This is a genomic window from Erythrobacter sp. SDW2 (assembly GCF_021431965.1).
Lineage (GTDB): Bacteria > Pseudomonadota > Alphaproteobacteria > Sphingomonadales > Sphingomonadaceae > Parerythrobacter.
The window spans coordinates 2,181,003-2,194,276 of sequence record NZ_CP090370.1 but is presented as its reverse complement, the minus strand read 5'-3'; the positions used below and the strand labels follow the sequence as shown (position 1 = coordinate 2,194,276).

Here is a 13,274-nt window from a genome sequence, read left to right as displayed (position 1 = left end):
ACAGGGTTTCAACACCGATGATCGATCTTCTTTCCGCCGCCGCCACTGCTGCAGCACCGCCGTTCTGGATCCAGATCCTGCCGTTCGTCGGCATGGCACTGATCTTCTGGTTCCTCATCATCCGACCGCAGATGAAACGGCAGAAGGAGCATCAGGAAAAAGTCGCCGGCCTCAAGAAGGGCGACCGGGTTGTCACTGCGGGCGGGCTTGTCGGGAAGATCGTCAAGGTGGACGAACATTACGTCGATCTCGAACTGGGCCAGAATGTCCGGGTCAAGGCGGTCAAGGCGACCATCGGCGAAGTGATCCCGCCGGGCGGCGACGCAGCAAACGACTGATAAGGCGAACCCGAGATGCTCGAATTTCCCCGCTGGAAGCAGGTTTGGCTTTGGGGCCTTACGCTGGTCTTGTCCGCGCTGGCGCTGCCATCCATCCTGTCCGGCACATCGATCCGCTGGCCCGATAGCCTGCCGAATCCGACCGTCAATCTCGGTCTCGACCTTGCCGGCGGGAGCCACATCCTGCTCGAAGCCGAAACGAACCAGGTTGCGGCACAGCGACTGGAAAACATGGAAGAGGCTGTCCGCAACGCGATGCGCCAGGCAGAGCCGCGCATCCGTATCGGCGACGTATCGACTGCCGGGGGGCGGCTAAGCTTCCTGCTCGACAATCCAGCGGACATCGACCGCGCGCGTGAAGCGATCACCCCAATTCTCAACGGCACCGGCATGACGCGCGAGTGGGACCTCAGCGTCATCGACACCAATCGCATGGTCATCACCCCTTCGGCGGGTGCCATCGATACCGCGGTCACCGATGCCATGGACAGTGCCACCGAGGTCGTGCGCAAGCGTATCGACGAGCTGGGAACGCGCGAGCCGACCATCATCCGCCAGGGTGACACCCGTATCGTGGTGCAGGTTCCCGGTCTGGAAGATCCCGAGGCTCTCAAGGAGCTGATCGGCAAGACCGCAAAGCTCGAATTCAAACTGGTTGACGAAAACGCTCTGCCAAGCGACGTCGAGCAGGGCATCGCTCCGCCGGGCAGCCAAATCTACCCATTTGCCGATGGCCAGGGAGCCAATGTAGCGGTCCGCCGCCTGGGTGGGATCAAGGGTGACAATCTGATCGGGGCGCAGGCTACGGTCGACCAGCAGACCAACGAGCCGGTCGTCAGCATCCAGTTCGATGCCCAGGGCGGCCAGCGCTTCGCCCAGCTTTCGACCCAGAACGTGGGCAAGCTGTTCGCGATCATCCTTGACGGTCAGGTCATCTCCACACCCTATTTCCGCGAGCCGATCCTGGGCGGACAGGCACAGATCTCCGGCAGCTTCACCACCGAAAGCGCCAACCAGCTGGCGATCTCGCTCCGTTCGGGGGCGCTGCCGGTGGACCTCACCATTGTCGAGGAGCGGACCGTGGGGCCGGACCTGGGGGCGGACTCGATCCGCAAGGGCATGATCGCGATGGCGGTGGGCTCGCTGCTGGTGATCGTGCTGATGGTCATTACCTATGGCCGCTTCGGCATCTATGCCACGGCCGCGCTGATCTTCAACGTGCTGATGATCCTGGGCATTATGGCGGTCATGAACACCACGCTGACGCTTCCCGGTATCGCTGGTTTCGTGCTCACCATCGGTGCCGCCGTGGACGCCAATGTGCTGATCTACGAACGCATCCGCGAGGAACGCAAACGCGGGCGGCGGGTGATCGCCGCGATCGAAAATGGCTACAAGGAAGCGAGCCGCGCGATCTATGATGCCAATATAACCAATTTCATTGCCGGCGTGCTGCTGTTCCTGTTCGGCTCCGGACCGGTGCGCGGCTTCGCCGTGGTGCTGATCATCGGCCTGTTCACCAGCGTCTTCACCGGCGTCACCATGACCAGGCTGTGGGTCGCCAACTGGTTGCGCCGCGCCCGGCCGACCGAGATCAATTTGTAAGGAAGCGGACGATGAAACTGCTCAAACTCGTCCCCGACAACACCAACATCCGTTTCCTGCGGTGGCGCATCCCGTTCTATGTCGTCAGCCTGATCCTGGTGGCGGCGAGCTGGGGTCTGGTCATGACCAAGGGGCTCAACTACGGCGTCGATTTCGCCGGGGGTCAGGAAATCCGCGCCACTTTCGTCGGGGAAGCACAGGCCAATGTCGCTGGACTGCGCGAGACAGTGGGAGGCATCGAGGAGATCGGCGATCCGGTGATCCAGCGCTTTGGCGCGCCCAACGAGGTTTCGATCCGGGTGAAGCTGCCGCCCGAGGCAGAGGGCGACAAGGCCTATACCGATCGGGTGACCACCGCGATCACCACTGCGCTCAAGGCCGATCATCCCAATGTGCGCATCGACGGGGTGGATTCGGTTTCCGGCAAGGTATCGGGCGAATTCCGGCAGACCGCGTTCCAGGCGTTGCTGTTCGCGATGATCGCAATCTCGATCTACATCTGGGTCCGGTTCGAATGGCAATTCGGGGTCGGCGCCATGTTCGCGCTGGTCCATGACGTGTCGCTGACGATGGGGATGCTGGCGCTGTTCCAGCTCGAATTCAACCTGACCATCGTGGCGTCGATCCTGGCGATTATCGGCTACTCGCTCAACGACACCATCGTCATTTATGACCGTATCCGCGAAAACCTGAAGAAGTACCGCAAGATGCCGGTGCCCGAATTGCTCGACCTGTCGGTCAACGAAACGCTGGCGCGCACGGTGATGACGTCACTTACCTTGCTGATTGCACTGGTGCCGCTGCTGATCTTCGGGCCAGATAGCCTGTTCGGCTTCACGGCGGCGATCACGCTGGGGCTGTTCGTGGGGACCTACAGCTCGGTCTATATGGCCGCGCCGATCCTGATCTGGCTGGGCGTGACCAGCGACAGCTTCGTGCCCCGCGAGGACGAAGTCGAGAAGCAGGAAAAGCTTGCCCGCGGCGAGGGGTAGTCAACGCTGCGCGATGCGGGCGTAATACCTTGCCAGTCGCGCGCCGTTGAGTTTCCAGTCGAATCGCTCGGCCATGGCGGCGGTTTCTGCACGCGCGGGGGAATCGTTCAGCAGGCTCTCGATCCCGTGCGTGATTGCCTGCGCCGTCCGCTCGACAATCAGGCCTGCCGCGCGGTCTGTTACCACCTCGCGCGCGCCGCCGGCGTCGGTGATGACCAGCGGCGTGCCGCAAGCCAGAGCCTCGACCCAGGCATTGGCAAGACCTTCGCTGGCGGATGGCAGCACCATCGCGTCGGCGGCGGACAACACGAGAGGCAAGAGGTCGTGATCGAGCAGGCCGAGAAAGTGGACCCGCTCTGCGATGCCCAACTCGCCGGCCAGCGCCTCCAGCCGAGCCTCGTCCTCGCCCTTGCCGACCAGCAACAGCCGCGTGTCGGGCAGCTGCGGGAGCGCGCGAAGGACCAATTCCTGCCCCTTGCGCGGAATCAGTGCGCCGACCGTCACCAGCAGCTTGTCATCATGGCGCAGCGGGATGCCAAGTTCCTGCGCCAGTCGCGGGCGCAGGTTTGGGCTTTGCAGCGGACGGAACCTGTCGCGGTCCAGCCCGGTGTAGTGAATGGTGATCTTTTCCCGCGGCAGGCCGATCTCGACCATGTCCTCGGCCAGCGCCTCGCAGACACTCAGCAAGCCTGCGGCCTTCGCGGCCGCGTCGCGCATCATTTTGCCGGCATAAGGCTGGTGTCCCCAATGATGGATATCCGCCCCGCGTGCCTTGATCGAGAACGGCAAGCCCAGCTCGCGGGCGATCTTCGCCAGCGCAGGGCCGTCGGGATAGAAGAATTGCGCATCGAGCACGTCAAAGGGCTTGTGAGCGTGGAGCCGCCTCGCGAGCGGCAAAACCGCGCGGACAATCGCCCCGGGATTGAGCCGTCCTCCGACCTTCGGAATCAACGTAAATGTCGGGCGATGGACATGCACCCCGTGCTCCTCGCCATCCACCGCCGAGGCGGCAGCTTCGCGGTAAGGCCCGAAGACAATGGGCGGCACGCCAATGGGGTTGATCACGGTGACATCCCAATCCCCCATCGCCGCCAGCGCCTCGAGCGAACGCGCGACAAAGGTCCCGAGACGCGGTTTGGCCGGGTTGGGGTAGAGGGTGGAGATGCAGAGGACGCGTTTCACAAGCTGCGCACCAGCATTTCCGCAACGCCGATCCAGGCCGGATCATCCACCACCTGCTGCTTCTGACCGGTGCCGGGCGGAAGCAGGCCGACGAGCTTGCCCTGCCGGTCGATCAGCCTGCCGAAGGCGAAGCGACCACCCTTGCGCGGCACCAGCACATCGCGGTTGATGGCTCGGGCCGCATCTTCTGGCGCGATCTGTCGCAGCCAGAGTTGGTCGCCGGGCACGTAGGGGCCGGTTGCGGCCTCGACCGTGAGAACCAGCAGAGGGCCCCCGCTTTCAATGGCGCCGCCGAGCTCTGTCGGGAGCAGGGCGTCGCGCGGCTTGGCGATGGCTTCAGGCCCGTCCGCGCCGAGGGTCGCGACAACCTGCGCCTGCTCATTGGCTTCGGAACGGACCAGCATTTCCGGATCGACCCCCAGCGCGGCAGCAATTCGGTCCATCCACTTTAGCGAGAGGTTGCGCATGCCCGTTTCGAGCCGGCCGATGGTCTGGGCGGTCGTCGGCGGATTGCAGGCCTCGGCCAGGTCGGCAAGGGTCATGCCCTTGTCGCGGCGGATATCGCGGATGCGGTTGATCATGGGACGCGTCCTGTAACCGAATTGGTAAAAATACTTTCCTACAATAACCGCTTCTTGGCAAGCCCTGTGGCCCAATCCAGCACAGGAGATCCGCCATGCAGCGCCAACTCGTCGAACGCGAACTGACCGAAGAAGGTCCGCTGCGGGGTAGCGGCGCCAAAGGCAGGCGGCGCACGGTTACGGTCAACCTCGCCGAGAGCCCTATCGCATGGCTGCATGCTCGCGGCCATCTGGATGACCGGCTATTTGACGCAGGCGAGCGACTGCGCGCCGACTACGAGCGGGCCCAACTGGCTCCCAGCGTGACGATGCGGTGGGACCCGGTTCGGATCAAGGGCGGGGCGGATGCCGGCCTCAATCCCACCGAACGCCAGATTGCGGCCAAGGACCGCTTCCACGGCGCCATCGCCGAGGCGGGGCGTGGCTTGTCGGAAATCCTCTGGCGCGTGGTCTGTGCGGGCGAGAGCCTGCCCGATGCGGAGAAAGGCCTGCAATGGCCCGCGCGCTCCGGCAAGCTGGTACTGCGGATCGCGCTCGACCGGGTGGCGGAATTCTACCGGATCGGATGAGGCCCGGTTCTTGCCTCAGGACAGTGTGACACGTGTGACATGCCCTGTTCTTCAAGCACCCAGCCGCCGCTGCACTTCGCGGCGAAGGGCCGGGATGACCTGTTCCTCGAACCAAGGGTTCGCGCGCATGAACAGGGTGCTGCGCCACGAGGGATGCGGAAGCGGGAAGCAGTGCGGCAGGAACTCCGCGAAGCGCCGGACCCGCTCGGCCAGCCCCAGCTTGCGATGGTTCGGCAGGTAATGGGCCTGGGCATAGCTCCCGACCAGCAGGGTCAGCCGGTCGGACGGCAGCACAGCGAGCACCCGGTCGTGCCATTGGCGGGCGCATTCAGGGCGCGGCGGGAGATCGCCGCTCTTGCCCTTGCCGGGGTAGCAGAACCCCATCGGCACCAAGGCCACCCGGCCCGGATCGTACATCTCGACCTTGGTCAGGCCGGTCCATTCGCGCAGCCGGTCGCCGCTCGGATCGTCCCACGGGATGCCGCTGTTGTGGACCGCCGACCCGGGGGCCTGCCCGATGATCAGCACGCTGGCGGAAGGCGAGAACTGTACCACCGGCCGCAGTGCGTGCGTCAGCACTGCGGCGCATGTGCGACAGGCGGCAATCTCCTCGTGCAGGGTCACCCTTCGACCAGTTCGGCAAGTTCGAGCCAACGCTCCTCGGCCGCTTCCTTTTCGGCGCGGGCGTTCTCTATGCCCTTGGAGATATTGGCGAACTTCTGCGGATCGGCGGTGTAGAGATCGGGATCGGACAGGATCGCTTCGCCTTTGGCGATGGCGGCTTCCAGTTCCTCGATCCTCGCCGGCAGGATCTCGTAGTCGCGCTGGTCTTTGTAGGAGAGTTTGGGCTTGCCCACCCCGCTACGACTAGCCTCGCCTTGCAGCTCGGCAAGTCTCGCTCCCCTCCCGCTTGCGGGAGGGGCTGGGGGTGGGTCCTTTTTGACGACGCGCTTGGTGCGCTTGGCTTCCCAGTCCTCGTAGCCGCCCGCCACTATGTCGACCTTGCCGCTGCCGTCGAGGCCAAGCGTCAGCGTCACTGTCCGGTCGAGGAAGTCGCGGTCGTGGCTGACGATCAACACCGTGCCATCATAGTCGGCGATCACCTCCTGCAGCAGGTCGAGCGTTTCGAGGTCAAGATCGTTGGTCGGCTCGTCCAGCACCAGCAGGTTGGATTTGCGGGCAAATTCGCGCGCCAGCAGCAGGCGGCTGCGCTCGCCGCCCGACAGGATCCCGACCTTGGTGTCGACGATCTTGGGATCGAACAGGAACTCTTTGAGATAGCCCTGCACATGCTTGCGAATGCCGCGCACATCGATCCAGTCGCCGCCTTCGGCCAGCACCTGGCGGACGGTGCGGTCAGGCTCCATCAGGCTACGCTGCTGGTCGATCATCACTCCGCTGAGTGTCCTGGCGATATCGACCTTGCCGGTATCGGGAGCGAGTTCGCCAGTCAGCATCTTGAGCAGCGTGGTCTTGCCCGCACCGTTGGAACCGACGATGCCGATCCGGTCACCCCGCTGGATACGCAGGCTGAACGGCTTGATCACGGTACGGTCGCCGTAGGCCTTGGAGATGCCCTCGGCGACGATGACCGACTTCGACTTGAAGTCCTGCTCGACCTCCAGCTTGAGCTTGGCGGTGCCCGAAGTGTCGATCATCGCCGCGCGCTGCGCCCGCATCTTCCACAGCGCTTCGAGCCGCCCCTGGTTGCGCTTGCGCCGGGCGGTCACGCCGCGTTCGAGCCAGTGGGCTTCCAGCTTCAGCTTGGCGTCCATCTTTTCGGCCGCGCGGGCTTCCTCGGCATAGACCTGCTCTTCCCAGGCCTCATAGCCGCCGAAGCCGACCTCCTTGCGCCGGATAATGCCGCGGTCGAGCCACAGCGTCGCCCGCGTCAGCCGCTTGAGGAAGGTGCGGTCGTGGCTGATGACCACGAATGCCCCCTTATAGCGATCGAGCCAGCCTTCGAGCCATTCGATGGCGCTGAGGTCCAGATGGTTGGTCGGCTCGTCCATCAGCAACAGGTCAGGGTCCTGCGCCAGCGCCCGGGCGATGGCGGCGCGGCGGCGCTCGCCCCCGCTGGCACCCTTGGCGGCGGTGGTCATGTCGATCCCGAGCTGACCGGCGATGGCTTCGACTTCGTGCCGCTCGGGAGCGTTCTCGCCGTCGAGCGCCCAGTCCATCAGCGTGGCATGGCCGGTGACTTGCGGGTCCTGCTCCAGCACCACGATTCGTAGGCCCGGCTTGACTTTGCGCAGGCCGCGGTCGGCCTCGATGCGGTTGTCGATCAGCCGGAACAACGTGGTCTTGCCCGCGCCGTTGCGGCCGATCAGCGCCAGCCGGTCCCGCGGCCCGATGTGGAGGTCGATATCCTCGCGCTCCGGCCCGCCCAGCAGCCAGCGCCCGCCCTGTTGCAGGCCGAGTCCCTCCCAGCTCAAGATCGGTGGCTGTGCCATAGGCGGCGTCAGCTAGGGGAGGGGGCTTCTCTCCGCAAGGGGAGAGGGTGTTATGGCTGCTCAGCTTTTGCCGCTTTCTGCTCCTCGACCATGCGGGCGACATCCTCGAGCAGCTTGGGCGCGTCGTAGACGATGCCGTCCTTGATCGTCCAGCGCACCCCACCGACCACTTCGATCGTATTGCTCTCGCGGTCGAGCCGCTTGTGCCCGGTGCCGTAGAGCACCTTGAGGTTCTCCAGCGGATTGCCAGGCACAATCACCATGTCGGCCAGCTTGCCTTCGCGAATGCTGCCGAACGGCGGCTCGGTGCCCTTGGAGCGATAGATCTCGCGCGCGCCGTTGAGGGTCGCGGCCTGGATCACTTCCATCGGTGTGAGACCCGCCTCGCGCAGCATTTCCAGCTCTGCGATGTAGGCGAAGCCCCAGGTCTGGTAGATGTAGCCGGGATCGGACCCCGCGGTGATGACGCCGCCCTTGTCCTTGAAGTCGCGCATCAGGGCGAACCACTTGGCGTAGAACCGCTTCCACGCCGCCTCGTCCTCACTCGACCAGTCGTGATAGTAGCTGCCGTGGTTGGTCAGGCTGGGCTCGTAGAAGGCCATCAGCGAAGGCAGCGTGTACCTGTCGTGCCACTCAAGCGTACGCGCCCGCATCACGTCGCGGCTGGCAGAGTAGATGTTGAACGTGGGATTCAGCGTCACGCCGCTTTTCACCAGGAAATCGACATATTCGTTCCATTTCGTGCTGCCCGGCTCCACGGCCTGAGCCTCAAGCCGCGCGACAGTGGCGAAGCGCGATTGCTCGTCGAGGTAGTTGTAGTCGGGCGGGTAGTCGGGGACCTGTCGGCCATCGAGCAGGCTTTCGAAATGGCCGTAGAAGTGGGTCACGCCGTCGAGGCCCAGTTCGATCGCCTTGCGCGCGTTGATCTGTCCCGAACCGCGCTGGCCGAGGTGAGCCACGCTGCCGAGGCCGATCTTCTCCGCTTCGTCGAGGATGGCTGCGAGCGTGGCCGCGTCCTCGCTGTTGAAGAACTTGATCCCGTCGTAGCCATTGGCCTTGGCCCAGCGCGCCCAGGCGCGGCCCTGTTCGGGCGTCGTGACATTGCCATTGGGCCAGACATCGCCCGGAACGGCATAAGCGAACAGGCGCGGGGCGGTGATGGTGTTGGCCTCGCTACGGCGCTTGAGGTCGATCGAGGGATCGTTCGAGCCCCAGCCGAAGCCGACACCGCGGACGGTCGTCACCCCATGGGCCAGCCACAGCTTGAAGCCGTAGGAAGGCTGCGGGGCCTTGTCCGGATCGCCATTGTGGCCATGTACGTCGACGAAGCCGGGCAGCACCCACATTCCGCTGGCGTCTATGACCCGATCCGCCGTCATATTGCTCCCGCCGCGGGCAATGCGGGCGATGGTATTACCCTGGACGAGGATGTCGACCGGCCCCTCCGGTGGCGCGCCCGTACCGTCGATCAGGTTCGCGCCCTTGATCAGCAGCGTCGCGTACGGCCCTTCGCCTTCGCCGCCGGGGCGATCCGGCACCCGTTCCATTCCTTGCGCAAGCAGCGGCGCGGCCCACAGTGCAGCGAGCGCCATCAAAACGGTTCGGAACAAACGCATGCCAACTCCCCTTTTAGATCCACATGGCCTAGCCCGCTGGAATGGCAAGTGGAAGCGCGATGCTGCAGTTCATCCGCGCTTCACCGTGACAAGCGGAAAGCGCCAACGCAAAGGAGATATTGTCATGACCATTCGCACTCTTGCTCCCGCAGTTCTGGCCCTTGGTGCCGCTACCTTGCCGCTGGCCCCTGCGCAGGCGGCGCAGGTCAACATCGCTGCGACAAATCCCGTGATCGAGCTTGGCGTCTACGAGCAGGTCAAGGTCGAGCCCGACGTCGCGACGATCTCGGCCGGGGTAGAAACCACCGCGCCGACAGCTTCGGAGGCGCTGCGCCAGAACTCGGCCGAGATGCAGCGCGTTGTCGATCTGGTGAAGAAACTGGGCATCGAGCCGCGCGACATCCAGACCGCACGGATCAGCCTCAACCCGCAGTACGACTACGACGGACAAAGCGGTCGGGCGGTGTTCCGCGGCTACCAGGCCAGCAACCAGATCAGCATCAATCTGCGCGACATCAAGCGGACCGGCGAAGTGCTCGATGCACTGGTTTCGGCCGGAGCGACCAATGTCTACGGGCCGAACTTCTCGATCTCCGACGATACTGCGGCCAAGGCCGAAGCCCGCAAGCGCGCGATGGCCCGCGGTCTCGCACAGGCGAAGGAGTACGCCCGGGCGGCGGGCTATGCCGATGTCCGCCTGCTACAGGTGAGCGAGAACATCATGGTCGAGGCCGCGCCGATGGATCGCGGGACGGCCTACAAGGCCGTTGCCGAGGCGGCCGCCGATGTTGCTCCGATCGAGCCGGGTATGGTCGAAACCGGGGTGAGCATCCAGCTGACCTACGAGATGGTGCGCTAGGCGCCAGCACCGCCTGAACACCGCGCGCCGTTCATATTCACCGGTTGTTCAATGCATCGGGGTTAGGCATGGTGGCATGATGAAGCAGGTCCTTATCGCAATTGCCGTGGCAAGTACCGGCCTTGCCGTTCCTGCCGCAGCGCAGGCGCAAGACAATCCGCAAGGTGCGGCGCGCAAGGAGATGCGCGCCGGCAATGTGTTGTCGCTGCGCGAGATCGAGCGGCGCGTGCTGCCGACCATGGGCGATGCCGAATATCTCGGCCCTGCCTATGACTCGGCGGCGATGGCCTATCGTCTCAAGTTCATCAAGAACGGGCGGGTGATGTTCGTCGATGTCGATGCCCGCACCGGCAGGGTCCTGCGCCGAACGGGCTAGCGGTAACCGGGTGTAGCGTTCCTGTTCATGTTGACGCGGGAACGCCTTTGCCGCCAATACGCTTCGCCTAAGAACTTCAGGGGACCTGAACACCATGCGCATCCTGATTGTCGAGGACGAACCGACCCTCGGCCAGCAGCTCAAGAACACGCTGGAACAGAATGGCTATGCGGTCGATCTGTCGACCGATGGCGAAGACGGCCATTTCATGGGCTCGACCGAGGACTATGACGCGGTAATTCTCGATCTCGGCCTGCCGGAGATCGATGGCCTGACCGTCTTGGGCATGTGGCGCAAGGAAGGCCGGACTTTCCCGGTGCTGGTCCTGACCGCGCGCGACAGCTGGAGCGACAAGGTCGCCGGTCTCGACGCTGGTGCGGATGACTACCTTGCCAAGCCGTTCCAGACCGAAGAGCTGATCGCCCGCCTGCGCGCCCTCATCCGTCGCGCCTCGGGCAATACCTCCAGCGAGCTGACCGCCGGCGATGTCCGGCTGGACACCCGTTCGGGCCGCGTTTCGCTGGGCGGCGAGCCGGTCAAGCTGACGGCACAGGAATACAAGCTGCTGAGCTATCTCATGCACCACAAGGGCAAGGTGGTCAGCCGGACCGAACTGATCGAGCATATCTACGATCAGGATTTCGACCGCGATTCGAACACGATCGAGGTCTTTGTAACGCGCATCCGCAAGAAGCTGGGTGCCGATGTGATAACGACGATCCGTGGCCTCGGTTACAGCCTCGACGACCCCGCCGACGTCCCCCGCGCCTGATCAGGCAGGACCGGCGGGAGGTCCTTCGGCGCAGGCCGAGGAACCTGCGCGGCCGGGTGCCGAGGAGCAACAGGTACCCCATACGGGAAGCCTTTCGCGCCGCATGATGCTGATTTCGGCGGCGTGGATCTTCGTCCTGCTGCTGGGTGGCGGCATCGCGCTAAACCGGACGCTGACCAACCTCGTCGAGCGGAATTTCGACGAACAGCTGGAGTATGTGCAGACCGCGCTGCTTTCCTCGGCAGAGATCGACAACTGGGGCGACGTGCAGCTTTATCGCCCGTTGGGCGACCAGCGCTTTCTTGAACCGAACAGTGGCGTCTATTGGCAGATCAGCGGCGAAGGGAGGGAGTCGTTCCCCAGTCGGAGCCTGTGGGACCGCAGCCTGGCGGTGCAGGGCGACCATATCGACGACGAGCCGCATTTCTACAACAGCAACCAGTTCGCCGATGAACCGCTGCGGGTGGTCGAGCGGACCGTGATCCTGCCCGGCAGCGATGTCCGCTGGACTTTCACGGTTGCATCGGCGCGCGGCGAGCTCGACGCCCAGATCAGGCGCATCCAGTCGATTCTGTTCTGGAGCTTCGTAGTGCTGGCGCTGGGCCTGCTGATGCTGGCCGCGCTGCAGAGCTACTATGGCCTGCGTCCGCTGCGGCGGGTCCGGCTGGCGATCCAGCGCATCCGGACGACTGGCAGGAACCGTGTAACCGATCCCCTTCCGCTGGAAGTCCAGCCGCTGGTCGAGGAACTCAACTCCTTGCTGGAACATTCGGAGCGCCAGGCAGAAGAGGCCCGCACCCATGCCGGCAACCTTGCCCATGCGCTAAAGACACCGCTGACGGTGCTGACCAATGCCGCGACCGCCAAGGATCCCAAGCTGGCTGAACTGGTGTTCCGCGAGACCAAGACGATGCAGCGCCATGTCGAGCACCACCTGGCCCGGGCCCGGGCTGTGGGTCGTCGTTCGACCGGTCTCGCCCGGGCGGAGGTCTGGCCAAGCGCGGAATCGGTGCTGCGCGCGGTCACGCGGATATATGGCGATACCCGCTTCGACCTTGACGGCAACAAGGATGCCGTCGTGGGTATCGAACGGCAAGACCTCGACGAAATTCTCGGCAATCTGATCGAGAACGCTGCCAAATATGGCGGTGGAAGTGTGTTCGTAACGATCGATACCAAGCCGGAGGCGCCCCAATGCGTCATCTGGATCGAGGATGACGGGATGGGCATTCCCGAGAAGGAGCGCGAGCGCATCTTCGATCGCGGGGCGCGGCTCGATACGGGCAAGCCCGGAACGGGATTAGGGCTCGCCATCGTGCGCGATGTAGCGGAAATCTATGGCGGCACAGTCGAACTCGACGAAAGCGAAGACCTTGGCGGATTGCTCGTGCGCCTGATCCTGCCGCGTTATGGGGTGCAATAGGCAACCCGAAAGTTCACTCAAAGTCCACACCAAAACCCAACAGTGCAATGGGACGGGTACGGGAATTTGCGACTAACGATTTCAACAAACCACCGCGAACTTTACAGTCCGCGACCGGTGTAGGAAAATGGTTTATCGACACCCGGCTCGGCGCTAGCTTCCGTTGCGCGCCCGCTCGTGGTGGCGGATCACCTCGTCAATGATGAAGCGCAGGAACTTCTCCGAGAATTCGGGATCGAGATGCGCCTCTTCGGCAAGTTTGCGAAGGCGTGCAACCTGGCGCTTCTCCCGGTCGGGATCGGCCGGAGGCAGGGCTGCGGTCGCCTTGTAGGCCCCCACGGCCTGGGTAATACGGAACCGTTCTGCCAGCATATGGATCAGCGCCGCGTCGATATTGTCGATCGAGCGGCGATAGCCCGCCAGTACCGGGTCTTCATTCGAATTGTCGGTCACGTCAGTTTCTGTCCCGCTCGCAAAGAACGCAAAGGCTAGCACCAAATGCCGTCTT

The 13,274-nt window shown here is 64.0% G+C and carries 14 protein-coding genes; 8 read left to right on the top strand and 6 right to left on the bottom strand.

Annotation, left to right across the window (positions count from 1 at the left end):
* Positions 1–17 precede the first annotated feature (17 nt).
* From yajC to secF, 3 genes are read left to right on the top strand one after another with little or no spacing between them, the layout of a single operon-like run.
* Positions 18–338 (top strand): preprotein translocase subunit YajC, encoded by a 321-nt coding sequence (gene yajC / locus LY632_RS10665; protein ID WP_234091113.1) that lies wholly within the window; start codon positions 18–20, stop codon positions 336–338.
* A gap of 15 nt (positions 339–353) precedes the next feature.
* The gene (gene secD / locus LY632_RS10660) at positions 354–1,943 is read left to right on the top strand and encodes a protein translocase subunit SecD (RefSeq protein WP_234091112.1); all 1,590 of its coding nucleotides are present in this window, start codon (positions 354–356) and stop codon (positions 1,941–1,943) included.
* 11 nt (positions 1,944–1,954) lie between these two features.
* Positions 1,955–2,935, top strand: a complete 981-nt coding sequence (secF, locus tag LY632_RS10655; RefSeq protein ID WP_234091111.1) for a protein translocase subunit SecF — start codon at positions 1,955–1,957, stop codon at positions 2,933–2,935.
* Here the strand turns inward: secF and LY632_RS10650 are convergent, their stop codons facing one another.
* Together LY632_RS10650 and LY632_RS10645 are read right to left on the bottom strand one after the other, a co-directional pair.
* On the bottom strand, positions 2,936–4,117 hold the full coding sequence (locus tag LY632_RS10650; RefSeq protein WP_234091110.1) for a glycosyltransferase: 1,182 nt from the start codon (positions 4,115–4,117) through the stop codon (positions 2,936–2,938).
* Positions 4,114–4,698 (bottom strand): helix-turn-helix domain-containing protein, encoded by a 585-nt coding sequence (locus LY632_RS10645; protein WP_234091109.1) that lies wholly within the window; start codon positions 4,696–4,698, stop codon positions 4,114–4,116. The genes LY632_RS10650 and LY632_RS10645 overlap by 4 nt, the downstream gene beginning before the upstream one ends.
* A gap of 95 nt (positions 4,699–4,793) precedes the next feature.
* On the opposite strand from LY632_RS10645, the gene LY632_RS10640 reads away from it, so the two are divergent.
* Complete coding sequence (locus tag LY632_RS10640; protein ID WP_234091108.1) at positions 4,794–5,267, top strand: DUF6456 domain-containing protein; 474 nt, start codon at positions 4,794–4,796, stop codon at positions 5,265–5,267.
* 51 nt (positions 5,268–5,318) lie between these two features.
* Here the strand turns inward: LY632_RS10640 and LY632_RS10635 are convergent, their stop codons facing one another.
* The 3 genes from LY632_RS10635 to LY632_RS10625 are packed head-to-tail and all read right to left on the bottom strand — an operon-like array spanning position 5,319 to position 9,336.
* Entirely contained in the window at positions 5,319–5,843 is a 525-nt protein-coding gene (locus LY632_RS10635; RefSeq protein ID WP_234093224.1) for a uracil-DNA glycosylase family protein, read from the bottom strand.
* Positions 5,844–5,887: 44 nt separating this feature from the next.
* Entirely contained in the window at positions 5,888–7,720 is a 1,833-nt protein-coding gene (locus LY632_RS10630; protein ID WP_234091107.1) for an ABC-F family ATP-binding cassette domain-containing protein, read from the bottom strand.
* Between the two features lie 50 nt (positions 7,721–7,770).
* Positions 7,771–9,336 carry an amidohydrolase family protein gene (locus tag LY632_RS10625; RefSeq protein WP_234091106.1) on the bottom strand — a complete coding sequence of 522 codons (1,566 nt, stop codon included), beginning with the start codon at positions 9,334–9,336 and terminating at the stop codon, positions 7,771–7,773.
* A gap of 124 nt (positions 9,337–9,460) precedes the next feature.
* Here LY632_RS10625 and LY632_RS10620 point away from each other — a divergent pair, with 124 nt between their 5' ends.
* The 4 genes from LY632_RS10620 to LY632_RS10605 all read left to right on the top strand — a co-directional run bounded on the left by LY632_RS10620 (position 9,461) and on the right by LY632_RS10605 (position 12,766).
* Entirely contained in the window at positions 9,461–10,195 is a 735-nt protein-coding gene (locus tag LY632_RS10620; protein ID WP_234091105.1) for an SIMPL domain-containing protein, read from the top strand.
* A gap of 79 nt (positions 10,196–10,274) precedes the next feature.
* Complete coding sequence (locus tag LY632_RS10615) at positions 10,275–10,571, top strand: PepSY domain-containing protein (RefSeq protein ID WP_234093223.1); 297 nt, start codon at positions 10,275–10,277, stop codon at positions 10,569–10,571.
* 94 nt (positions 10,572–10,665) lie between these two features.
* Entirely contained in the window at positions 10,666–11,343 is a 678-nt protein-coding gene (locus LY632_RS10610) for a response regulator transcription factor (RefSeq protein ID WP_234091104.1), read from the top strand.
* A gap of 103 nt (positions 11,344–11,446) precedes the next feature.
* Positions 11,447–12,766 carry an ATP-binding protein gene (locus LY632_RS10605; RefSeq protein WP_234091103.1) on the top strand — a complete coding sequence of 440 codons (1,320 nt, stop codon included), beginning with the start codon at positions 11,447–11,449 and terminating at the stop codon, positions 12,764–12,766.
* 153 nt (positions 12,767–12,919) lie between these two features.
* Here LY632_RS10605 and LY632_RS10600 read toward each other — a convergent pair whose 3' ends face one another.
* On the bottom strand, positions 12,920–13,219 hold the full coding sequence (locus LY632_RS10600) for a chorismate mutase (RefSeq protein WP_234091102.1): 300 nt from the start codon (positions 13,217–13,219) through the stop codon (positions 12,920–12,922).
* Positions 13,220–13,274 lie beyond the last annotated feature (55 nt).